At 28.3% G+C, this 25,141-nt stretch carries 24 protein-coding genes and 1 other annotated feature; of the genes, 2 read left to right on the plus strand and 22 right to left on the minus strand.

Annotated elements, in window-relative coordinates; genetic code table 11:
* Window positions 1–68: 68 nt before the first annotated feature.
* The 9 genes from EXC62_RS00565 to pduL form a co-directional block, all read right to left on the minus strand.
* Window positions 69–1,046: an ABC transporter permease gene (locus EXC62_RS00565; RefSeq protein WP_052589812.1), complete on the minus strand. Its 978-nt coding sequence runs from the start codon at window positions 1,044–1,046 to the stop codon at window positions 69–71.
* Window positions 1,039–2,178 carry an ABC transporter permease gene (locus EXC62_RS00570; RefSeq protein WP_052589811.1) on the minus strand — a complete coding sequence of 380 codons (1,140 nt, stop codon included), beginning with the start codon at window positions 2,176–2,178 and terminating at the stop codon, window positions 1,039–1,041. The genes EXC62_RS00565 and EXC62_RS00570 overlap by 8 nt, the downstream gene beginning before the upstream one ends.
* Window positions 2,165–3,709 carry an ABC transporter ATP-binding protein gene (locus tag EXC62_RS00575; protein ID WP_162140160.1) on the minus strand — a complete coding sequence of 515 codons (1,545 nt, stop codon included), beginning with the start codon at window positions 3,707–3,709 and terminating at the stop codon, window positions 2,165–2,167. Before EXC62_RS00575 ends, EXC62_RS00570 begins: the two co-directional genes overlap by 14 nt.
* 67 nt (window positions 3,710–3,776) lie before the next feature.
* Window positions 3,777–4,880: a BMP family lipoprotein gene (locus EXC62_RS00580; RefSeq protein WP_052589810.1), complete on the minus strand. Its 1,104-nt coding sequence runs from the start codon at window positions 4,878–4,880 to the stop codon at window positions 3,777–3,779.
* Window positions 4,881–4,996: 116 nt separating this feature from the next.
* A complete protein-coding gene (rnmV, locus tag EXC62_RS00585; RefSeq protein ID WP_026390347.1) occupies window positions 4,997–5,530 on the minus strand; it encodes a ribonuclease M5 in 534 nt (177 codons plus the stop codon).
* On the minus strand, window positions 5,527–6,732 hold the full coding sequence (locus EXC62_RS00590; RefSeq protein ID WP_162140159.1) for an HD domain-containing protein: 1,206 nt from the start codon (window positions 6,730–6,732) through the stop codon (window positions 5,527–5,529). Before EXC62_RS00590 ends, rnmV begins: the two co-directional genes overlap by 4 nt.
* Window positions 6,733–6,752: 20 nt before the next feature.
* Window positions 6,753–7,592 (minus strand): VOC family protein, encoded by an 840-nt coding sequence (locus EXC62_RS00595; protein ID WP_026390345.1) that lies wholly within the window; start codon window positions 7,590–7,592, stop codon window positions 6,753–6,755.
* A 72-nt stretch (window positions 7,593–7,664) separates the two neighbouring features.
* Entirely contained in the window at window positions 7,665–8,174 is a 510-nt protein-coding gene (locus EXC62_RS00600) for a GNAT family N-acetyltransferase (protein WP_026390344.1), read from the minus strand.
* A 48-nt stretch (window positions 8,175–8,222) separates the two neighbouring features.
* On the minus strand, window positions 8,223–8,798 hold the full coding sequence (gene pduL, locus EXC62_RS00605; protein ID WP_026390343.1) for a phosphate propanoyltransferase: 576 nt from the start codon (window positions 8,796–8,798) through the stop codon (window positions 8,223–8,225).
* Between the two features lie 104 nt (window positions 8,799–8,902).
* Here pduL and EXC62_RS00610 point away from each other — a divergent pair, with 104 nt between their 5' ends.
* The gene (locus EXC62_RS00610) at window positions 8,903–9,313 is read left to right on the plus strand and encodes an HIT family protein (RefSeq protein ID WP_035375657.1); all 411 of its coding nucleotides are present in this window, start codon (window positions 8,903–8,905) and stop codon (window positions 9,311–9,313) included.
* On the opposite strand, the gene EXC62_RS00615 is transcribed toward EXC62_RS00610, so the two are convergent.
* The 6 genes from EXC62_RS00615 to udk form a co-directional block, all read right to left on the minus strand.
* The gene (locus tag EXC62_RS00615) at window positions 9,294–10,619 is read right to left on the minus strand and encodes a sensor histidine kinase (RefSeq protein ID WP_026390341.1); all 1,326 of its coding nucleotides are present in this window, start codon (window positions 10,617–10,619) and stop codon (window positions 9,294–9,296) included. The genes EXC62_RS00610 and EXC62_RS00615 overlap by 20 nt on opposite strands.
* Window positions 10,616–11,272, minus strand: coding sequence for a response regulator transcription factor (locus EXC62_RS00620; RefSeq protein WP_162140158.1), 657 nt, complete (start codon window positions 11,270–11,272; stop codon window positions 10,616–10,618). Before EXC62_RS00620 ends, EXC62_RS00615 begins: the two co-directional genes overlap by 4 nt.
* Window positions 11,273–11,459: 187 nt before the next feature.
* A complete protein-coding gene (gene serS, locus EXC62_RS00625; protein ID WP_026390340.1) occupies window positions 11,460–12,734 on the minus strand; it encodes a serine--tRNA ligase in 1,275 nt (424 codons plus the stop codon).
* A gap of 48 nt (window positions 12,735–12,782) precedes the next feature.
* Window positions 12,783–12,977, minus strand: a binding site (T-box leader).
* Window positions 12,978–12,993: 16 nt separating this feature from the next.
* Window positions 12,994–15,207, minus strand: coding sequence for an LTA synthase family protein (locus tag EXC62_RS00630; protein WP_026390339.1), 2,214 nt, complete (start codon window positions 15,205–15,207; stop codon window positions 12,994–12,996).
* Window positions 15,208–15,316: 109 nt separating this feature from the next.
* On the minus strand, window positions 15,317–15,763 hold the full coding sequence (locus EXC62_RS00635; protein ID WP_026390338.1) for a hypothetical protein: 447 nt from the start codon (window positions 15,761–15,763) through the stop codon (window positions 15,317–15,319).
* A complete protein-coding gene (gene udk / locus EXC62_RS00640; protein WP_162140157.1) occupies window positions 15,756–16,397 on the minus strand; it encodes a uridine kinase in 642 nt (213 codons plus the stop codon). Before udk ends, EXC62_RS00635 begins: the two co-directional genes overlap by 8 nt.
* A gap of 159 nt (window positions 16,398–16,556) precedes the next feature.
* On the opposite strand from udk, the gene nagB reads away from it, so the two are divergent.
* Complete coding sequence (nagB, locus tag EXC62_RS00645; RefSeq protein ID WP_026390336.1) at window positions 16,557–17,279, plus strand: glucosamine-6-phosphate deaminase; 723 nt, start codon at window positions 16,557–16,559, stop codon at window positions 17,277–17,279.
* A 116-nt stretch (window positions 17,280–17,395) separates the two neighbouring features.
* Here nagB and EXC62_RS09075 read toward each other — a convergent pair whose 3' ends face one another.
* The 7 genes from EXC62_RS09075 to EXC62_RS00680 form a co-directional block, all read right to left on the minus strand.
* Window positions 17,396–18,004, minus strand: a complete 609-nt coding sequence (locus tag EXC62_RS09075; RefSeq protein ID WP_026390335.1) for a sugar O-acetyltransferase — start codon at window positions 18,002–18,004, stop codon at window positions 17,396–17,398.
* Window positions 18,005–18,158: 154 nt separating this feature from the next.
* Window positions 18,159–19,049, minus strand: a complete 891-nt coding sequence (locus EXC62_RS00655; protein ID WP_026390334.1) for a fructose bisphosphate aldolase — start codon at window positions 19,047–19,049, stop codon at window positions 18,159–18,161.
* A 60-nt stretch (window positions 19,050–19,109) separates the two neighbouring features.
* Entirely contained in the window at window positions 19,110–20,165 is a 1,056-nt protein-coding gene (locus EXC62_RS00660; RefSeq protein ID WP_026390333.1) for an SGNH/GDSL hydrolase family protein, read from the minus strand.
* A 9-nt stretch (window positions 20,166–20,174) separates the two neighbouring features.
* Window positions 20,175–21,884: a family 20 glycosylhydrolase gene (locus EXC62_RS00665; RefSeq protein WP_026390332.1), complete on the minus strand. Its 1,710-nt coding sequence runs from the start codon at window positions 21,882–21,884 to the stop codon at window positions 20,175–20,177.
* Window positions 21,885–21,896: 12 nt separating this feature from the next.
* Window positions 21,897–22,586: an N-acetylmannosamine-6-phosphate 2-epimerase gene (locus EXC62_RS00670; protein WP_162140156.1), complete on the minus strand. Its 690-nt coding sequence runs from the start codon at window positions 22,584–22,586 to the stop codon at window positions 21,897–21,899.
* A 1-nt stretch (window position 22,587) separates the two neighbouring features.
* The gene (locus EXC62_RS00675) at window positions 22,588–23,568 is read right to left on the minus strand and encodes a hypothetical protein (protein WP_026390330.1); all 981 of its coding nucleotides are present in this window, start codon (window positions 23,566–23,568) and stop codon (window positions 22,588–22,590) included.
* Window positions 23,568–25,130: an FAD-dependent oxidoreductase gene (locus tag EXC62_RS00680; RefSeq protein WP_035375655.1), complete on the minus strand. Its 1,563-nt coding sequence runs from the start codon at window positions 25,128–25,130 to the stop codon at window positions 23,568–23,570. Before EXC62_RS00680 ends, EXC62_RS00675 begins: the two co-directional genes overlap by 1 nt.
* Between the last annotated feature and the right edge of the window lie 11 nt (window positions 25,131–25,141).

Consider the following 25,141-nt stretch of genomic DNA (forward strand, 5'->3'; position numbering starts at 1 on the left):
ATAAATAAAACCCTATAAGTTTCTCCAAGTAAAATTGGAAAATTATAGGGTTTTTGTTTTATATTAACTTATCTTTCACCTTTATCGTATACTTTACCTACTGCTTTTGGAGCTCTATTATTCTTAGAACTTATTACTAGTACAATTAAAGTTGCAATATATGGAATCATACTTAATATATTTTTATCAATATTCAAAGACTCTAATGCTGGAAAGAATGCTATTCCTCGACTTAATGTTAAAAGTGCTGCAAAGAATATTGCACTAATTGCTACCCTTACAGGCTTCCAATTTCCAAAAATTAGAACTGCAACTGCTAAGAATCCATACCCCGAAACTGATGCACTAAATTCTGTTGTATATGCAGTAACTAAATAAAACCCTCCTAAAGCTGCTAAGGCCCCTGAAATTCCAACTGCAATAAATCTTACTCTTTGAATATTTATTCCTGCAGCATCTGCTGCATGTGGATTTTCCCCACAAGCTCTAAGTCTTAAACCAAATCTTGTTTTATATAAAAACACGATACTTACAACAAGAATAATTATCCCCATATAAAAACTTGCATTAATGTTTTTAAAGAATATGTCACCTAAAATGGGAATCTTGGATAGTACTGGAACTTCACTAATCTTAAAGATATCCCCATGCACTGGTAATTTGTCAGAACCAGCAGCCGCCCCTAATGATAAACTCATTGTTAGGAATAAAGCAAGCGCAGGTGTTAATGTATTAATTGCCGTTGCAGAAATTATTTGATCTGCATTCATTTTAATTGAAGCAACTGCATGTATCATACTAAATAACACTCCAATTAAAGCAACTATTAAAGATGTTATTAAAAATAAAACAAATGGTCCTCCTACTGATTTTGCAGAAACATTATTCATAAATAAGATCCCAACAAATGCTCCAATAATCATTAAACCTTCTAATGCAATATTTGTAACACCACTTCTTTCAGCAAAAAGGCCACCAATTGCCGTAATTATTAAAGGAATACCAACTGCTAAAACCAAAGCAATATAAGAAACTAAATTACTCATGACTTAATTCCTCCTTTTTAATTACTTTTTCTTTTTTCTTTTTTTCAATCCGTTTCATCAAATACGCTCCAATAAAACTAGATATTGCTATCATGTATATTATTACTGCAACAATAATATTTGTTATTTCTTTATCAAAACCTGCAAATTGCATATTTAATGCCCCTTGTTTAATAAATGCAATAAATATTCCACTAAATATTGTTCCAATCGGACTGCTTTGTGCAATTAATGCAACGGATATTCCCTCAAATCCAATCGGGTTAACATCTGCATATGGTCTAAAATAATCCGGATTTTGTGGTAGATAATTAAGTGCCGCTGCAGCTCCAGCAATTGCTCCTGAAATTGCCATTGCAAGAATTATATTCTTTTTAACATTTATTCCCGCATATTTACTTCCATCAACTGAATTCCCAACAGCAACCAATTCATAACCTACTGTTGTCTTTCTTAAAACAATTGATGATATTACAGCAAGTCCAATAGCAATCAATATTCCCATATCGATATATGAACCTGGAAAAATAACATTTAATCCTAATCTTGGAACATTTGCTGTTGGATAAATCGTATTTATTGCTGTTATACCTGAATCATATACCTTTGGATTATACACTAGCATAACGCACAGGTATACGGCAATGTAATTCATCATAATTGTTGTTATAACTTCATTTACATTGAATTTAGCTTTTAGAATTCCTGGAATAACTCCCCATAGTCCTCCTGCGATTATTGCTGCTATAAATGCAATAATAAAATGCAGTACAATTGGTGCTTTAATTATATTTGCAACATATAATGCCGCAATTCCACCAACCATAAATTGTCCTGAGGCACCAATATTGAAAAGCCCTGTTTTAAATCCAAACCCTACTGCTAAACCAATAACAATTAGCGGTGTAGCTCTAAAGAGTACATTTCCAAATGCTCTTGGAGTCCTAAATCCTGATGTCAACAACAATGAAAGACCTCTAAAAGCACTAGCAGGTTTAATAATTAACATAATAATAAAACCAATAAGAATCCCTGTAACAATTGACATTAAAACAAATAAAAACTTTTTATTTAAAACAGCTTTTTTAGTTTTCAAGATAAAATCATTTATTTTTTTATCATTTTTTTCCATTTGATTTTACCTCCTTCTTTGTTCCTAACATATAGCGTCCAACTTCTTCTTTATTAACTTTTTTAGGATTAAGTTCCGCTTGTATCTTTCCATCATAAATAACTAAAATTCTATCAGCAATGTTCATAACTTCATCAAGTTCTAAAGAAATAACTAGAATAGCTTTTCCATTATCACGCTCTTCAATCAATTTACTATGCACATATTCCATAGCACCAACATCTAATCCTCTCGTTGGTTGTGAGGCAATTAAAAAGTCATGTTCTTTGCTTGTTTCTCTCGCAATAATCACTTTTTGTTGATTTCCACCTGACATTGATCTAACTATTGTCTTCTCGCCCATACTTGACCTAATATCAAAATCATTAAGTAATTTTTTTGCGTAATTTGTTATATTATCGAAATTTAAGAAACCTTTATTTTGATATATATCTTTATAAAAACTATTTGATACCATATTAAGTTCCATACTATAGTCTAGAATTAATCCATGTTTTTGTCTATCTTCTGGTATATGGGACATACCGGCATCATTTCTTTTTCTTATACTATATTTAGTAATATCAGTATCATTTAAATAAATTTTTGAACCCTGATCATGTACTTCAAGTAATCCTGAAATTAGTTGTACTAATTCCGTTTGTCCATTTCCTTCAATACCAGCAATACAAACAATTTCTCCTGACCTAACTTCAAAATTAATATCTGTTAAAATATTTTTTGTTTTATCTCTATTAGTTAAATTAAGATTTGAAACTTTTAAAACTACGTCTTTTGGTTTTGAAACACTTTTCTTAACTTCAAAATTAACTTCTCTACCTACCATCATTTCAGCTAACTTTTCAACCGACGCTTTTTTAACATCAACGGTTCCTATATATTTTCCTTTACGCAAAATAGTACAATTGTCTGCAATATCCTTAATCTCATTAAGTTTATGTGTAATTATTATTATAGATTTGCCTTCTTTTGCAAATTCTCTAATAATATCAAATAACCCCTCAATCTCTTGTGGTGTTAAAACTGCTGTTGGTTCATCAAAAATAAGAATATCAGCATCTCTATAGAGCATTTTTAAAATCTCAACACGTTGTTGCATTCCAACACTAATATCTTTAATATATGCATCAAGTGATACATTTAATTTATATTTATTGGATAATTCTTCAATTTTTTTTCTTGAACTTTCATATTCTAAAAATCCCTTTTTAGTAACTTCTTGTCCTAATATAATATTTTCTAAAACAGTAAAAACATCAATTAGTTTAAAATGCTGATGAACCATCCCGATTCTATAATCATTAGCAACGTTTGGATTTGTTATAGAAACTTCTTCGTTATTAATCTTTATAACACCTGAATCACTTTTGTATAATCCAAAAAGGATCGACATTAAAGTCGATTTACCTGCACCATTTTCACCTAAAATTGCATGAACTTCGCCTTTTTTAACTCTAAAACTAATATCATCATTTGCAACTAAAGTACCAAATGTTTTAGTTATATTTAACATTTCTATTGCATAAGACATTCTAACACCTCCATTTATTAAATAAGGGAGATGCAACTTACATCTCCCTTGTGTTTATTAAAAAGTTCTATTTCGTTTCTGTTTTATCAACAAGGGCAGAAACACTTGGGTTTCCTGCTTTTTCATTTAAGAAAGTAGCAAGTTGTGCTTTTGTGCTTGGAACAACTATCGTTTTATTTTTTAAACTATCAAAAATAGTGTTATATTGACTAGTTGTAAATGTAGTCCATTTAAATGATGTTCCAAGTGGTAATCCAACAGCATCTTCAGCAGCACCTTTAGTAATTGTAGTTCCACCTTTCCATGCATCATCAACTATTAATTCTGTTAATACTTGATCAACAGCATTTCCTAATTGCTTCATTGCTGATGAAATTACAGTATTTGATTGAGATGATTGATCAACGTCAACACCAATTACTTTTTTACTTCTATTTTCTGCTGCTTTCATAACAGCATTTCCTGCTCCACCTGCTGAGGCAAAAATTATATCAGTATCACTTGCATACCATGATTCAGCCTTAGTAGTATGTTCTGGTTTATTATCAAAATCTCCAAGATATTCATATCTATTTGCAGGGAAAGTTATCGTTTTTTCAAGTTCATTTGCAGCATAATATGCTCCAGCAACATATCCAATACCAAACTTTTGTACAGCTGGAACTTCCATCCCACCCATAAATCCTAATTTAGTAAATCCATCTGCAACTGCTGCATATCCTGCTAAAAAGCCTGATTGCTCTTCTTGAAATAAAATATTAACTGTATTTTTCTTTGTTTCATACACAGAATAATCATCATTATGTGGTTCACCATCAATTAATATAAAGTAAACATCTGGATAAGTTTTTTGTGCCTCAAAAATTGCTGTTTCAAATAAATAACCCGGTGTTACAATAACATTAGCGCCATTTCCAACAGCTAAATCAATTGCTTGAAGATATTCAGCTTTTGTTCCGGCAGTCGGACGATAATACTCACTTTTAACATTATCATGCTTTTTAGTAAATGCTTCAACACCTTCCCATGTGCCTTGATTAAATGACTTGTCAGTTATTGTCCCAACATCAGTTATCATCAAAATATTCCATTCACTCTTCTTATTATCACTACATGATACTAAAAATAATCCTAACAAAAAAACAGATACTACAGTTAGTACTTTCTTCATTTTCTTTCCTCCTAGTTTTTTGGGGTCACGGCCCACACGCTTAGTATATAAAATTTTACAACGATTTTCAAGCGACTTACAATGTTTTTACAATTGATTAGTAAATAATAAAGCACCTAACTAAGGTGCTTTACTATATCTTCTTTACTTATACTAAAATTTATTAATCGATTATATAGTGTTTTTCCATTAACATGACCAATATTAAGTTTCTTACTAATATCATCTCTTAATAATTTACTATTTTTTTTACCTAGTAAACCAACTTCATACAAAAAAGACATTGTAATATCACTATCATTATTTTTGGTTTCTTGAATGATATTTTTAAATACTTCTTTTATATCATCATCACTTAAATGCTCTAAACCAATCTTCTTCTTATTTTTACTATATGATATTTCTCTCTCTAAAAAAACATGGCTTACAATACCGAGTTTACTACTAATTGTCTTTCTTATCTTTTCACCTGGATAATCAGGATCCATACATAGAATAATATCATATGTATCTTTCTTTTCAATCAACATATCAATAATCTTATCATCAATTGCTGAACCACCAACACTTACAACATTTATAAAGGGGAAAACTTGTTTCAATCTTGTAACATCATTTTTCCCTTCTACTACATATATCTGTTTTTTCATTTCTTACGATAAAAAAACTTAAGATCTAATTTAGATCCACTTTGAGATAAACTTTCAATCATTTTAGATTCTTCAAAAAGAGTTTTAACACTTCCATCTTCTAATAAGATATAAATTTTATCTCCTAGTTTTGTTGCTTCATCTTTATATGTTGATTGGTATACTGTTCTTGATTCTGTAAAATAGCGTCTTTCGGTATCAGACATGTTATTTTTAATTTCACTGATTTTTTCTTCATTTTTAGAGTTAACATCTAAATATCCCCAGATATTTCGATTTAAAAAGTCACTTGATAAAGTTTTTAATATTTCATCTTTAGCATTCAAAAAACTTGCTAGTAAACCATTAATGTAAAAATCATCAATTAAAACATAATAATCTAAGTTATTAGGATTATTAATGACTTCTTTGAGTGCTGAAACATCAGCTTTAAACTTATATCCTTCTTCTAATAAATCTTTAATTCGTAAATAAGTTTTTTCTAAGATTACTTCATATGCTCTTGAAACGTTATGATAATAAACTTGCCAGTACATATGATATCTACTTATTAAATAGTTTTCAATTGCATGAATACCACTAACTTTAAAAACAACTTGTCCATTCTTAATTCTCATAACTCTAATCAATCTGTCAATATCAATATTTCCATATGCGGTACCTGTAAAATAAGCATCACGAAGTAAATAATCTAATCTATCAACATCTAGTTGGCTAGATATTAATTGCTCAAGTAAAGGAAATTTTCCTTGTTTTAAAATTATACTTGCAATATCTAAAGCAAAATCTGCATCAACTTTATTTAAAACATTTCTTAACTCTTTATTTTCAACAATTATTCTTGCTCCAATCTTTTCATGATCAACACCAAAAATATCTTCGAATGCATGTGAATAAGGACCATGTCCTACATCATGAAGTAATGCAGCACTTAAAAATAAAAGTTTTTCTCTTTCAGTTAATGTATTTCGTAAATCAGGTACTTCTAAAAATCTATTCGCATTATGATAAACACCTAAAGAATGTGAAAATCTTGAGTGTTCTGCTCCATGATATACCATTGAAACACCAGATAATTGTCTAATTCTCCTAAGTCTTTGAAAAACCTGTGTATCGATAATTTCAGTAATTATTTCATAACTAACTGTAATATAACCATGAATAGGATCTCTAAAAACCTGTTCTCTTTCTTTTTTAATCATTCTATTCCTCTTTCGGAATGTTAAAAATAGATTTTCACTTTATTAACATCCACAATATATCTTCCATTTTCATCATTTAAAATTTCTCTTTTGCTAAAACTTATTCTCTCTAATAAAGCTTCTTCTTCATCCTTTGGAACGTTTAAATGATATCCAACTAATCCAACCATATTATCAGCACGATTCTTCGCTGTTACACCATTCCAAGTATTTAATCCAACATGGTGATGATAACCTTTATTACTCAAAAATAAAGCACTAGTTCCGTAATATAACATTTGATTAAATCCCAATGTATCAATAAAGAAATTTCCAGCATTAATTAAACTAGTTACATGAAAATGAACATGCCCCATAACAGTATCTTCAGGCATTTCAGTCCATTTTGCATTATATGCATGTTTAATTAAATCTTCATAATCCATTGCCTCTGTTGACATTACTATTTCATCATTCTCATATTTCCAAAGAGTATCTAGTCTATCTGCATAAATTTCAATCCCATTTCCATCTGGATCAGATAGATATAATGCTTCACTCACATCATGATCAGAACCACCCACAATTTTTTGATTAATAACAATAAAATGATTAATCAGTTGTCCCAAAAATCTTCTGTCTGGGAGTAATAATGCAAAATGATATAATCCCGTTGTTCTTTCTTTAGGAAGTGCATTTTCATTGTGAATTAATATAACTAATACACGTTTTTTAGTTCCTAACTCGTAAATATTTGATTTGTTATTTAATAATGTTAATCCAAGTGATTCTGTATAAAACTTTAATGATTTATCAATATCTTTAACCATCAAAGTTACATTATCAACATATAGATTATCAGCTGTATGATATTTAGACATTTTTATAGTCTCCCTTCAGTAACCTCTATTAATATTTTATCACATGTATTCCATAATCTTTAGTTTGATTACTTATCTAACTAGTATTTTTTGATATGCTTGTCTTTTAGCACCACTTTTTAAATAAATTATCCCACAATAAATAAACCCTTGACTTAAAAGAAAAGCTTTCATATTATGATTATCTTCATGTGTATCTACTCTTATATTAAAAACTTCATTCTTAATACACATTCTTTCTATCTCTTCATAAATGAATCTTCCAATACCTTTTCGCATACCCTTATTAATAACCGCAATACGATGAATGACTCCGTAGGAGGAATTATTTAGCCACTTACCTTCATGAATATTATTATAAGTTTCTTCCTCTTGAAATGACAAAACACTAGTACCAATAACTCTACCATTATCAGAAACAACAAATGAAATACCCTTAGCAATATCATCTTTTATTACTTCTTTATTTGGATAATTATCTTGCCACTGATCAATATTATTTATTCTTAAATATTCTTTTATTTCCTCAATTATCTCAATTATTTGATCAACATCTTCATTTCTAGTTTTTCTAACAAGCATAATACCCTCCTAAATAAAAAGCCTGATTTTAATCAGACCTTACTTTAACTACTTAACTAATTCTACTGTATCTCCAGTATTTAATAAAAATGCACTACCATCATCAGTATCTAGGTGACAATCTAATCTAAATTTATCACTAACACGACATAGTACATTACCTAGTATCCCAGGTTTTACTCCACCAACTTTAATACTAACAACATCACCATCTTTAACACCAAATTCCTTAGCTTCTTCTAATGAGAAGTGGATATGACGATCAGCTACTATTACGCCTTCACTAATTTCAACAGTTCCTTTTGGACCAACAAGTTTAGCTGCTCCACTACCTTTAATATCTCCTGATGATCTAACTGGAGCATCAAATTTTGCTCTTCTAGCATCACTAAATGATAATTCAATTTGTGTGTTTTTTCTAACTGGTCCTAAAATTCTAACCCCTTCAATTACTTTTCCTGCTGGGCTAACTACATCAATTTTTTCTTCACTTGCGTATTGTCCTGGTTGGCTAAGTTCTTTCATAGGTGTTAACTCATGACCTTTTCCAAATAATATTTCTAAATGTTCTTGACTTAAATGAGCATGTCTTCCTGATATTCCTACTGGTATTTTCATTTTCATTCCTCCTATAATTCTTAACCTATTATACTACTTTAAACCTCTATCTTCAATAAAATAGTACTTATTTTTTAATATATGTTAAAATATAGTTGGAGGTAAGAGAGATGACTATTTTTGAACAAATTATAAACCGTGAAATTCCAGCTTATATTATTTATGAAGATGATTTAGTTATTAGTTTTTTAGATATCAGTCAAGTAACTAAAGGTCATACACTTGTTGTTACTAAGAAAGTTTATAAAGATATTTTTGAAATTCCTGAAGAGACTTTAAAACATTTAATCGCTGTTACCAAACACATTTCTGAAGCAATCAACAAAGCTTTAAAACCGGAAGGTATTAACCTTTTAAACAATAATGGTGAGACTGCTGGTCAAGAAGTTATGCATTATCATATGCATATAATTCCTAGATATCAAAAGAATGATGTTATTTTCAAATTTACGAATAATATTGATTCTACTAAAAAAGAAGAATATGAAAAAAGAGCCAACGTTATTCGCGCGGCTCTATAATAAAGGATACTCCTTCATTGTTATTTTCAATTGTTAATTTTAAACCAAAATTATTTATTGTTCTTTGAACGATTGTCATACCTAATCCAAATTGACCTTTATGACCTTTTTCATATGGTTTAAAAACACTATTAATAAATTCTTCACTAATTGGCTCACCATCATTTGATATGGTGAGTCTTTTGTTTTTCAAAGTTACTTTAATAGCCTTTTTAGCGTATCTTAGTGCATTTTCAATAATATTACTTACAACACTATAGTAGTTATCAATCAAACCTTTGAATGTTGATTCATCTAAATCTAATGAAAATGTAATATTGTTTTGATATTTATGATTATTAACAACAGTTTCAATAACTTCCTTCATGTTAACTTCATAGTAGTCTTCTTTACTTTTTACATACTCTAGTTTATTCCATTCTAAGAGTTGTCTAACTTTCTTATTAAGAATTTGGACTTGAATTAAAATTATATCCAAATCACTGACATCAGTGATTCCATCTTTAATTGCTTCAGCATATGATTGAATTACTGCAATTGGTGTTTTTATATCATGTGAAATATTTTGAAGCATTTCTTGTTTAACACTTTCGTTTTTTAAAATTTCATCTCGCATAATATCAATTGCATAAGCAAGTTCAGCTATTTCATCACTGCCTTCAACACTAACTTTATTTTTATAGTCGCTAGAACCTAAAATACTAACTTCTTTTTCTAGCTTTTTAATTCGATCAACTGTTACACTTGACCATAAAAGAATAATTGCATTACCTAAAATAATAATTGAAACAAATCCAATACTAATAATATTACTAATTGGTTCTCTTAATGAATCAGCATATGAACCATCTGACATTGTTATTAAAACATAATACTCATCATTATCAATAGAATCATATTTAAGATAATAATCTGTATCTTTATATCTTCTATCTTCAAAATCATTGTTACTTTGCTGCAAAGCTTCTGTATTATCTAGAAAATATTTTTTAATAATCTCTTTTGCTAAATCATCACTTGCAAAATTGCGATAATCAAAACCAATTATCTCAACAATTTCATATTGATTATCAACACGATAATACCCATAAGCATAATTAGTTGTTAGTGGATATTTCTCTTTTGGTCCATCAATAACTTTGCTTAGCGTTTCATGATATAGTCTAAAATGCTTTTCTGCTTGATTATTTGTAAAGTTATTAATTGTTTGTCTAAAAATAATAATAAATAAAACACTCGTTATTAATGTAATTAAAGTAAAAATAACATTGATTTGTGTAGAAAGACTAATTCTTTTCTTTTTCATAATAACTTATATCCATACCCATAAATTGTTTCTATTTTTAATTTAGGAAGTTTTTGACGTAATCTTCTTAGTAAATCATCAACCACACGATCACTTCCATAATAGTTTTCTCCCCAAACTTTATATAAAATTTGTTCTCTGTCAAAAGCAACATTAATATTCTTTAAAAAGAAAAGTAATAATTCAAATTCCTTATTCGTTAATTCAATATTAACCCCATTGTCATTAATCTCACGCTTCGTAATATTAATTTCATATCCTTCATAATTTATTAACTCAGGTGATTGATTTTGAACTCCACGTCTTAAAATTGCTTTTACACGTAAAACTAACTCTTTTGGTGAGTACGGTTTAGTTAAGTAATCATCACTTCCCATTTCAAGACCAATAATCTTGTCTAAATCTTGATCTCTAGCTGATGTAAAAATAATTGAAGCATCACTATTTTCTTCTTTAATTTTCTTAATTAAATCATAACCACTAATATCTCCTGGAAGCATAATATCAAGAATCCAAAGATCTACTTTATCTTTAATATGTTTTAAAGCTGTTTCTCCATCATAAAAAACAGTTATATCAAAGCCTTCTCGTAAAAGATATTTTCTAATAATTTCAGATAAATCTTTCTCATCTTCAACAAAATATATTTTCATAAATGGTTCCTCCTAAACTTTAATAAAAAATAAGTTTTAAAAAAATATAAAAAAATAAGTGCGCATGAGTTTTGCACACTTATTATACCACAACCGAATGTGGTTGAGAGAAAAATGAAGCACCTTTATATTAACAAAGAAATGTGTATAAATTATCAAATGATTGTGTGAAATTGTGTAACACGTCTTACTTTGTTATTTTATTAACCTTCATATAAGGTACTAAAACTTCTGGAATTGTGATTGTTCCATCAGCATTTTGATAGTTTTCCATTACAGCAATAACCGTTCTTCCTACTGCTAATCCTGAACCATTTAGCGTATGAACATACTCTGTCTTACTATTTTTATCTCTTTTAAATCTAATGTTAGCACGACGTGCTTGATAATCATTAGCATTTGAAATTGATCCTATTTCACGATATTTATTTTGAGAAGGAATCCAAACCTCAATATCATATGTTTTTGTCATTGAGAAACCTAAGTCCCCAGTTGATAAACATACAACTCGGTATGGAAGTCCTAACTTTTGAAGTACTAATTCTGATTCCTTAATCATCGATTCTAATGCATTTTTTGAATCTTCTGGTTTCGTATAGTTTATTAACTCAACTTTTTGAAATTGGTGTTGTCTTAAAATCCCTCTAGTATCTCTACCAGCTGATCCTGCTTCAGATCTAAAAGCACTTGTATAAGCTACATATTTAAATGGTAATAACGTACCATCAATTATTTCATCTCGATATAAATTAATCATTGGAACTTCAGCAGTTGGGTTTAAATACCAATTTCTTCCTTCTAATTTAAAAGCATCTTCTTTAAACTTAGGAAATTGTCCAGTCCCATACATACTATCCTCATTAACAATATAAGGCGGAATAAATTCAGTATACCCATTTTCTAAACTGTGTAAGTCCATCATAAATTGCATTAAAGCTCTTTCTAATCTTGCTCCTAGACCTTTATAAACAACAAATCTTGCTCCTGTTATTTTAGCAGCTCTTTCAAACTCTAAAATATCAAGATTTTCTCCTAACTCAACATGATCTTTAATTGGAAAGTCAAATTCTCTTACTTTTCCATATTTGCGGAGTTCTAAGTTATCATCTTCACTCTTTCCAACTGGAATTGATTCATCTGGAATATTTGGAGTATTAAGGAGAATATCTTTTATCTTTTGACTAATTAATTCTGCTTTTTCATCTAACTCTTTAATTTCATCGCCTAAATGAGCAACTTCTTCAAGAACTTTTGTTGCATCTTTCTTTTCGCGTTTTAAAATTCCTATTTGTTTACTTGCTTCATTTCTAAATGCTTTTTTAACTTCTACTTCATTAATGATATTCTTTCTTTCATCAGAAAGTGTTACTAACTCTCTTAAATAATCAAAATTTCCATTACGAGTATTTAATTTTTCAATAACGGTATCAATATTATCAACAACATATTTTAAATCTAACATTTTTAATTCCTCCCTTTTTATAATAAAAAATCCTTAGATAAATTAATATCTAAGGACGTAAATTACGCGGTACCACCTTAGTTCTAGATTACTCTAGCACCTCATCAGTTTTTAACGGAACAAACCGGATGTGATTAGCATCACTCAAAAGTAGATTCACTAATATTGTTTGTTTATTTTCACCAACCATAAACTCTCTTTAAAAACTAATCATTAGTTACTATTCTTTCTCAACGTGTTGTAATTATTATAAACTTTATTAATTGTTTTGTAAAGCCCTATTGTTTTTAAGAAGTGGATAGATTTTATCATCACTTACTAATAAATCACTTAATCTTTTAAAATACTTAATTTTATTTATTTGTTCTAAATCAACTTCTGTAGTTTTCGGATATTTTTTCTTTAGGTTTCTAAGTGAAATCAAATATGGTTTATAATCTAAATCATTAATCTTTCTAACATCATCTAAAATTAAATCTTGAATTCGATTATCAATTACATATGTTGGTTCACTACTTAACCCATGAACACCGAAATATATATCATCTTCAGTAAATAAACCAAATAAATCTCCAATTGTTCTATATAAATCAACATGTCCACGCGCTAGTTTTTGATTCCCAACTAATAATCCTTTATTGATTCCAGTTTCTTCATCAACTACATTACTTGGTGCATATATAAAAGCAATCGTTTGTTGAAGCATTCTTCTTTCTTCTAGAAGAGAAACATCTCTATTAAATAAAATACTTAAATCACCATTCTTCAAACTACTACCATGATCACTATAAAATACATAAACTGTATTACTATCTATCTTAGATTCATTTGTTTCAATATCAAAGAAATATGACATAATAACTTCATCTAAATATTTTGCAAATTCAACATAACGCTTTGTTATACCATGCATCTTATTATAATTATTTATATTAAAAGCTTGCTCTGTAAACGGATTAAACATAAATGGTGTATGTGGAGTCATAAATATTGAGAATACCATGCTTTTTTTACTTGCGAGGTTATCAGCAGCAATTGTATCCATTGTTACATCTGCAAGTTCATATTCACTTGGCCAAGGACTTACAGTTTTTTTACCTCGATATAGTGGTTGTTCTTCCATTCTATATTTCAAGAAATCTTTTGAATTATCAAAACTTCTACCCGAATTATTTTTAGCAAAATCATCAATCGTATAATAATTATTAAATCCAATTAATGCTTCCTTATCTTCAGTTCCAAGATAGACTCTATCACGATTATAAAAATTTGCATGATCAGCATGAATTACGTGTGAATTATAACCTAACTCATTAAACCTTTTTGGTAATGTATCAATTTGATAATTATTCTTTTCATAATCACGATAAAATGTTGAATATCCATTCATATATAATCCCGTTAAAACTGAAGCTTCAGCATCAGAACTAACTCCCATACCTACCGATGTATAATAATTTTCAAAAACAAAACTTTCTTCAAACAATTTATTTAAAAAATGAAATCTTTCTCTAATTTCTGGTATTTCCCATAAAAAGTAGTTCAATGATTCTAAGTGAACTAAAACAATATTTTTATCTTTTAAAACACCAGTTAGCGAATCTTCATTATTTAAGTTTAATAATTCAGTATTCTTTAAAATACTATTTTCTAATGATAAACTATTTGAATATACCTTATCATCAATAAAATTCTTATAATTAGCTTTATTTTTATTATATTCGCCATATGCATTAATTAAATCAGTATCACTTTCTAGTTCAAGAGTCTTACGATTATTAGTTACAAAATCAACACCTAAAAATTCAGCAACATAATAAGGATATACACCATAGTTTTGTACTCCCTTTGTACTAATTAATGATCCAATCAAAAAATCATCATTTTTTAATTGAACAACAAATGACATTGTTGAAACAAAGAATATTAAAATATAACTTAATCCACCAATCAAATATTGTTTCGGCTTAAAATTAAAAATTTTCTTTTCATGAGTTTTCTTTAATTCTTTATTAAATCTAAAAAAGTATACTAATAAAACAATTAAAGGTAAAAAAACAATAATTCGGTAATACACAAAAAGCTCAACCATAATTTCTTTAAACATTCCATTCGATATTCCTTCGGCAGGATTTTTAAATATATCAAGGGCATTTGTTGCAAATGCTGTTCCATAATATAAGTTAAAAAAACCAAAAGCAAATACTGCAAAGTTTAGAATCGAAGTCACTACCAACAATGAAATTAGTTTAGTCTTATCTTTTTTAGCGATTATAAAAACTATTAAAACTATTAATAGTAAAAAAGAAAAATTACCAAGTATTGCTGTAACTTCTCCGATAAATGTTCTAGGTAGTGGTGAAATATATCTATTTAAGTATTGTGATGTTAAAAAATACGTATTAATTATATTTAAACCAAAAAATAGAATTATGAAAGCAATAAAAGAATCTTTCTGTTTTTTAAGATTCATGTTAACCACATCTCTTTCGTAACCTTCTATTTATTATACAATATTTTCAGATTAATTTTTTCGTTTTCAACATGTTTTACACTAAATCAATCCATAAACTGCAAATAAATTAGACAAGTCTAATAATAACAACTTCATTAGTATCTTGATAATACCCTACTTCAGCATTCTTCATTGAATAATCTTCTAGTGAAAAAAAAGACAATATTGAAGATGAAAATATATATTTTGTACTCACTTTTCTTACTTTATTATCAATTTTCATTTCAACTTCAAAAGCAAATGTTCTAGCTAACCCTGTAATTACTTTTTCTAATCTTATGACTTGAATATCTGTTAGGACTACTTTTTTATATTGCATATATTTACTGATTTTATATATTATTGTTGGAACTAATATTAATGCAAAAGTACCAAAAAAAATAGCTATTACAATTAAGATAAGTTCAAACGAAGATCCGAAAAGAACGCTTATAAGAAGAATTAATGGTGTGAAAAGCAAACATGTTGATATTATAATCCCATTTTTATAATACTTTTCATATAAATCATTCATTATTATTACCTCTTATAATATCTTTAATCTTTCCAGCAATAACATCAACAGCAACGCTATGGTTAGTATCATTTGGAATAATGATATCTGCATATCGCTTAGTTGGTTTTACATATTTATAGTGCATTGGTTTTACTGTATTTAAATATTGATCAATTACACTTTCAACTGTTCTTTGTCTTTCATTTATATCTCTTTGAAGTCTTCTTATAAATCTTACATCATCATCTGATTCAACAAATATCTTTAAATCAGCAAGTTCTCTAATTCTTTTATCAGTTAAGACTAAAATTCCTTCAACGATAATAATTGGTTTAGGATTTACAGATTCAGTTTTATCACTTCGATTATAACTAACAAAATCATAGATAGGTTTTTCAATACTATTTCCTTTTAATAATTCACTCAAGTGAAAATTTAATAAATTATTGTCTAATGAATCTGGATGATCATAATTTATTTTAATTCTTTGTTCCATTGTAAGGTCATCTTCTCTATTATAATAATCATCGTGTGTGATAATGAGTACATCATGTGCACCAGCTTTTTTTAGGATATTTTTTACAACTGTTGATTTTCCTGATGCCGAACCACCAGCAACCAAAATCAAAAATGATTTCTTATTATTACTCATTAATCTCAACTCCTCACTATTTATTATACAATAATCCTTTAACTAATATCGTAGTTTATTGATTTTTTCCTTATTATTGCTTGCTTTTTCAAATTAAAATGATATCATATATTTATACTTGTCTAAACAAGATTATAACGATACCAAAGGGGTAATAAAATGGAATTATATATAAAAGATAATAAAGAAGCTGTTAATAACGAAGTTAGCTCTCTTATTATTGATTTAGTTAAAAAAAACAAGAATGCAATCTTAGGATTAGCAACAGGATCAACACCAATTGGGGTTTATAACGAATTAGCACTTGATTATAAAAATAATAAAACTGATTATTCAAATGTTAAAACTGTGAATCTTGATGAATACATCAATCTTCCAAAAGAACATAGTCAATCATACTATAGTTTTATGAACCAAAACTTATTTTCAAAAATAAATATTAAAAAAGAAAATACATTCCTTCCTAATGGAAATGGTGAAAATCATTTAGAATCTTGTAGCGAATATGAATTAATCCTTAAAAACCATAAACCTGATATTCAAATCTTAGGAATTGGTTCTAATGGCCATATTGGATTTAATGAACCTGGAACTAGTTTTGATAGTACAACACATATTGTTGAACTAAAAGAAAGTACAAGATTAGACAATGCTCGTTTTTTTAATTCACTTGATGAAGTTCCAACTCATTCAATAACTATGGGTATTAAATCAATACTTCAAGCTAAAACAATTGTTTTAATTGCTTTTGGAAAGAATAAAGCAGATGCAGTTTATAAAATGATTAAGGGGCCAATAACTGATGATTGTCCTGCTTCTATTTTACAAACTCATCCAAATGTCAAAATATTCTTAGATAAAGAAGCTGCATCATTATTATAATAAAGATTTTTATACTTAAATTCATAAAAGCGATAGAATCATTGTGATTTTATCGCTTTTTATATATTTTGATTTTACTTATAAATATGGAATAATTTTTTTATCATTCTAATATCTTACTTCGTTAAATAATACTCATCCTTTTTAAGATTCCAATACTTCTTATCTTCCTCTGTTATTTTTCTTATAACTTTACAAGGATTACCCACTGCTATAACTCCTGAAGGAATATCTTTTGTAACAACTGATCCAGATCCAATAACAACATTACTTCCAATTGTCACTCCTGGATTTATAACCACATTTCCACCTACCCAAACATCATCTCCAATTACAACTTTCTTGCCAAATTCTAACTGTGTATTTCTAACATCTTTATCAATTGGATGTCCTGCAGTATATATATTCACCCTAGGAGCAAAAAACACATTGTTCCCAATTATAACTTTGTTAACATCTAATATAAGACAATCAAAGTTCGCATAGAAATTATCACCAACTTCAATATGTGCACCATAGTCACAGAAAAAAGGTTTATTAACATTAACATTTTTTCCAATTTTACCAAATAGTTCTTTTATAATCTCACTTCTTTTTTCATATTCACCAAACTTTGTTTCATTAAATCTATCTAATAAACTTCGACATTTCAAACTCATTTCTCCAAGTTCTTTATCTTGAGCTAGATACAACTCTCCATTTAACATCTTTTCTTTTTCTGTTATTTTCATTTTCTTTTCTCCAATTTTTTTAATTTTTCTAAACCATCTAGCATAAAATCTATTAATAGTTTAATTCATCAAATAATCTACACTCTAATTATACTATAAAAAAAAACAAGCACATCCTATTTTGAATATGCTTGTTTTAATAGTTATATTATTTAATTGAAGCTTTGTAAATTGAATCAACAGCAACCTTCAAAGTTTTATCGAATTCTTCTGCTGTTTGTGCATCACTTAACCCTTCAGATAAAGCTCTTGAGAATGACGCGATTACTCCACTATTTTTAGATAATATTTCATTTGCTTTTTCTCTTGAATATCCACCTGATAAAGCTACAATTCTTACTAGTCTATGATCATTTAATAATGGTTTATATAGATTAGCAACTGTTGGAAGTGATAATTTAAAGATTACTAAAGTTCTTTTATCTAGAAGTTTTAAATTTCTTTCTAATTCTTCTAAAAGAATTGCTTCTGCTTCTTTTTTATCTTTAATATTAATATCAACTTCTGGTTCAATAATTGGAACTAAACCATATGATGCAATTACTTTTGCAAGTTCAAATTGTTGTTCAACAACTTCTTTGATTCCTTCTTTGTTTGCTTTCTTAATAACTGAGCGCATTTTAGTTCCAAAGATATTTCTTTCAACTGCACGTTTTAATAATAAATCTAGACCATCAATAGGTTTCATTAGTTGAACACCATTTTCATTGATTTCTTCTAAACCTTTATCAATCTTTAGAAATGGAACAATACCTTCAATATTCCATAAATAATCCGCTGTATACAAACCATCAATTTTACGATCCATCGTGTTTTCAAATAAAATCGCACCTAAAATGTGTTCTTTTGTAAATGATGGACTCTTAATGATTCTTGTACGCATCTCGTGAACTAATCTAAACATCTCATCATCATTACTGTATCTTGATTCATTGATACCATAAAGTTTTAATGCCTTTGGTGTACTTCCACCACTTTGATCTAAGGCAGCAATAAATCCTAGACCATTTTTCATTCTATCTAATTGTACTTGATTCATAAAATCCTCTCCTTTAGATATATTATACACCTAAATTATTAAGATTTCTTGTAAAGTGAATTAAAGTTCTTTATTTTTATTGTTTGTATCAAGGACTTCTCTAATTTTTTTATAGTAATATTTTGCCATTTCCATAGAACCTAAATCATTTGGATGAATTCCGTCAACAGTCATTTCTGTAAAGTGTTTCTTAAAGACTTTTGAACCATCTAAAAAGTAAATATTTTCCCCTTGTTGTTGATAGTCTTTAACAACTTTTTTCAACCATCTTTCATAATACTTTCTTTTTTTGATTTTTTCTTTGTTATATAAATCAACTGCAAAGTGAATTCTTGAAGCAATTATAATCGGAACATTAGGATGATACACCTTATATGTTTCAATAAACAATTTTAAATTCTTTTCTAATCTATCATCAACACCAGCATTAGCTTGTGCGTCAATAATAAATAAATCTGGATTTTCAACTCTAGCAATTGCTTCTGCAAGTTCTTTCTCACAAAAGGCAGAACCTGAGAATCCATAATTAAAAATCTCACAATCCATCCATCTTGAAATTACATTAGTATGTAACATTCCTGGTCTTGAAACACATCCACCTTGTGTAATACTAGTTCCATAAATAACTATTCTTTCTTCGTTTCTAACGTAGTTAGGAACTAAGTATGCATCATCTTCAATACCTACTTCAATTTGTTTTGCCCCCATATAGAGTGGCAAATTAAGAATTAGTTCTTTATCTTCATTTGTTTCAAATCTTCCTAAATCATATTCATATTCAGTTAGTTTAGAATTATAAACTGTTGAATTATGAAAAACATATTCGTTAAAACTTTGATTATAAACATATAAATCTAGACCACACTGACCAAGTGCTGACATATGATTCATATTAGCAACACTATCAATTACAACTTTAATATTGATTTTTGCAGAATTTGTTTTAAATCTAGCTTGTATTCCAGAACTGTTTGTAGCTAAGTAAGCAACATCTTTATTAAACTCTCTTATTTTATCTCGATCTTCTTTTAATAGTCTTCGATATCCTTCATCTTCTAAAGCAATTGAACCATATATTTTGAAATGGTCTTCATTTTTCAAATCAATATATTTCATTTTCATACACTAAAATGGTTTAACAGAAAAAGCAATATCATTATACTTAAGTGATAAATACTGATCTTTAATAGCTTTTTCTTCTAAAACATCTATGATATCTCCTTTTTGATAATTTTTAACTATATAAATCATTTCTTCAAATCTAATTATTTGTGTTCCAAGTCTTGATTGAACTACTTCTAATCCAAACGTTTTATAACGGCCATACCACATTTCTTGATAATAAGCATTCAATTTTCTAACTAGTTTTATTATTTCTTGATATGTTTTTATTAATCCTTCATTTAATTCTTTATTCTCATATGATTCTAATAATGTTTTTCTTGTTTCAAGTTTTAAAAGATTAATTTTCATAATCAAAAACTCGAAAGGCGTTTTCTTTAAACTCAAATTTTTTAAAATCTCATTTTGCTTAACAATATGTTGCTCAATTTCTTCGTAACTATTCCCCGTAAAATTATTCAAATAGATTGCTAGTAGAGGATCATCCCATAATAAACCTACTTGACTCATTATTGTTTCATTAATCTTTGTTTTGTTTATTGCTATATTATAATCATCATTAGTAATTTCTTTAAAGACTTTTTTATTTGCTATTCCTCCAAAATAAAGATCACACGATATTTCATAAACTCCAAGCAAACTAGTCTTATGATCAGCATATGCTCCATCATCCATCCACTGTGTAAGAATAAAGTCTTTAACACTTGTTTTCAAAGTTTCTTTTAAATGCATTTTAGCTGTTCTATCTGTTTGGTATTTATCGTATGAAAATCTTGTCCAAACCCATGTTCCAGATGCGAATACTGTTTTTCTTTTTGTATCAACATGATTTTTAAGCATTGAGGAAACAATTTTATCATTATGATTGTAATAATCCCAATAAACTAATGTAACATTTTCTGGGATTCTTGAAACTAACTTATCATCTAAAACAATATTTGAATCATAATAATATTCAATAGGACTTAAAAATCTAAAGAACATATCTGACCAAATCATTACTTCTTTAAAACCTTCTTTTAAAGCCATTTCATTAACAATATTTAAATGGTTAGTAAATATTTCCATTGGATCTTTATAACCATTTTTTTTATAAAAAGCTCCAAATCCTAATCCAAATGTTTCATCCATACCAACATGAATTTTATTTGTTTTAAAGTTGCTTTTTGCCCATTCAATCATTTTTTTGATTAAAGCATATGTCTTTTCTTCTTCAACAATTAAAACTTGAGATTGATCTTTATATGGTGAAGAATTTGGCCAGCGTAGAAACTGTCCATGATGACCTAAAACTTGAATTGAAGGAACTATTTCAATTTCAAATATTTCAGCATATTCAATAATCGCTTTTAATTCATCTTTAGTATATCTACCTCTCATATACCCAAAAGTTGGATATCCATCCAACTCATAAACATCTTCAATATAAAGCCAAATTTGGTTTACACCCATTAAAGCTTGTTTATAGATTAATTCTTTAATGTAAGAAAGCTTAAAAACGGCACCTCTTGATAAATCAAGCATAGTGCCAAATGAATCTAGCGTCATATGAAGTTTCTTTTTATTATTAATAAGCAAAACTAAACCTTCTGAAACTGTTTTGTAGTATAGTTTATTATCTACCACTTTTGTTTCATCACTTTTTATATATTCGCAAATATTATTTTTTATTAAAATACCTTTTCTATTTAATTCTTCAATTGCTTTCTTCATTTTAAAGTCCCCTTATTTACATGAATTAATTATCTCAACATATCTAGCTGTAATTTGTTGTGGACGTGTAATTGCTCCACCAATTACCACTGAAAAAGGATTAAACTTAAGAATTTTTTTCAAATCATTTAATTCTGTTATTCTACCTTCAGCAACAATTGGTAAACTAACACTCTTTGTTAAATCTTCAACTAATTTAAAATCAGGTTCTTTTATTTGTGGCGAATAACTTGTATAACCAGAAAGTGTTGTAGAAATAATATCAAAACCTTTTACTTGAGCAATAATACCTTCTTCTAATGTTGATATATCCGCCATTGCAAGTACACCATTATCATGTAAAAACTTAACTTTTTCTTCTAGACTTACGCCATCATTTTGATCTCTATCTGTCGCATCCATTGCAACAATATCAACACCAACTTCAACTAATTCCTTAATTTCTTTTAGTGTAGGAGTAATATATCTTTCTGTATTTGGATAATCTCTCTTTATTAATCCAATAATTGGTAAATCAACAACTTCTTTGATTGCTTTGATATCCTTAACACCGTTCGCTCTAATAGCAACAGCTCCACCTACTTTTGCAGCTAAAGCCATTCTACTCATAATAAAGTCACTATGGAGTGGTTCATTTTCTTGAGCTTGACACGAAACTATTAGTCCGCCCTTAATTTTTTTCAATAATTCTTCTTTACTCATTTTACCTCTCCTTTAACTTCTCATCAACAAATGGAGTAATCGTAATTGATTCTCCTCCATTATTTAATTTTTTTATTTTAAATGATTCTTTATTTGGACATGCCATTTCAACTTTTCTATTTTCAGTCATTGGAACACGGCATACCATTCCTTCTATTCTTCTAAATAAATATGTGTTTTCCCATACTGCTTCTGTAACTTTTGCCTCTGTTTCTTTAACAATAAATCCCTCATTACCATATTGATCAATTGAATTAACACGTTTAAATTCTGCTTTATTAGATCCATGACCTTCTGAATAAAATAACGGACTATAAAAAACTCTAGGTTTATCTTTAAGTTTAAATCCTTCTCTAATTTTTACATATTTTTCATTTGTTGTTTCTTCAATTAATTCTATTCTTAATTGAAGATAATCATTAATTGGAGAATAAACAGCCATCTTAATTTTATCTCCTGGAAAATAATAAAAATCAAAGTCATGCGGATTTGCAACATTCCATGAATTGACATTATTTCTAGTTACATTTCCATTCACGTCAAGACAATCTGAATATATGTATCTCCAAAATGGACGGTATGCAATTTTAGGAGTTCCATAGTTTAACTCTTCTTCATCACCTTTAAATCGATAACCAGAATTAAATCCTAATCCAGCATCACTTTCTGACAAAGAATGTCCACCCATATATACTGAAGGATTATCTAAAAATCTATCAAAATATACTCGTTTATCATTTCCAAATCTTGCTTGATCCGGAATAAACTCTCCAAGAGTTATTGTTCCCTCAATTCCTAGCCATGTATCCTTTGATGAAAAAACTTTTCTATACCATGCTCCTAAAAAACAAGCAGGAGTTTCACAAACTTTTTCTTCATTTTCAATATTCTTATCATATATTGGTGCGTCAATAAAATCTCTACTATCAGCATAGTTAGAATCTCTTATTGGAATAACAATTTTTGATAAATCTTTTTTCATTATTTTACACCTTCTTTAAATACATAATCAGGCCACTCTAATTGTACACCTTCTAGAATTAGTTTATCCTGAAAATCTTTTATTGATTTTTTATTCTTATAGACTTCGTGTGGAGTATAGTTATTCTCTAGACAATAACTTACAAACAAACCAGCTACTTCTCCAATATTCCATTCAATTGGATGAAGTCTATAACATCCATTAGTAACATGAGTAGTGCCAATATTTTTACAACCTGCAATCAAGTTTTGTTTTGTTTCTGGAATTAAAGCTCCAAGTGGAATTTCAAATGGCCATGTTTCATCAAAAAAATATGTTTTAGTCTCTGTTGTCATATGAAGATCAATATGATATAAACCAACACCAACACTATCAAAATATTTAGGTTTTTTTAGCGCATAACGTTTATTAATATCTTGTTCTTTAATTGTATACAGTGCTTTTATTCTTCTTGATTCTCTAATATACGGTGCTTTAGCAAGCCCTGTTGAAGTTCCTAATGTTTTTGGAGATAACATTATTTCAGGATAACCAAATCCCTTTCCATCACAACGTTTTGCTTCTGTTTGTAACCAATAAATTAATGATAGTGTTAACTGTTTAGCTGCATATTTATGATATTCAATATCGTTATTTTCAATAATATTTCCTAAGAAATAATCATTTTGCGGCCAGTTTAATAGTGTAGTTGGTAAAACATTCTCTTGATTCTTAAAATGTTTAGGTTCTAATATCTGACGATATGTAAACATTGCAGGAGTATTTTCGTATTCAGTCCCCTTAGTTGCGAACATACTAAATAATCGCTTACTATTAAGATCTAATCCAGCAGCATACCAACTTAAAACTGATTCATTAAAAGGCATTTGATAACTTTTAAATAAGTCATACATCGCTGGTTTTTCAATTAAATGATTTCCACCCTCATCATAACTTATTGCTGCAACCCATGTTATTGGTTGCATATCAAGTGGATGTGCAATTTTTGGAGCATGTGGTTCATTATATTCATCAAAGGATTCAGCACCAGTAACATATTTTGTATTTGTTATTGGTAATAAATCACCATTATCAGTTGCATCTATAAAAAACTTAGAACTAACTGTTACATATTTATCTTCTGTTAAAACAGTAATTTCATAAATTTTGAAATCATCAAAGTTTGCTTTAATAACTTTAGAATTCAACCATATATCTAAATTATTAAAAGGCTCTAACATCTCATTTAATAATTTATGAGCTAATACAGGTTCATGAGCATTCTTACTAACCCATCCATTACCTGGATTAAAAACTTCTTTACTTTTTAATTCATCAATAATGTTTTCATGATTTCGATAATATTCTCTTACTTTGTTACGATATTCTCGATATGTCTTTGTACATCCAGTTTTTTCAATAAAATCATGTTCATCACTAGGAACTCCTTGTGAGGTTAATTGTCCACCAATCCAATCAGTTTCTTCAATTAACAATACTTTATGATTTTTCTTTGCTAAACTATATGCACTAAGTACTCCACCTAAGCTACCGCCCACTACTACTGCATCATATTTTTTCATATTTATCGCTC

This window comes from Haploplasma axanthum (assembly GCF_900660745.1).
Taxonomy (GTDB): Bacteria; Bacillota_I; Bacilli_A; order Acholeplasmatales; family Acholeplasmataceae; genus Haploplasma; species Haploplasma axanthum.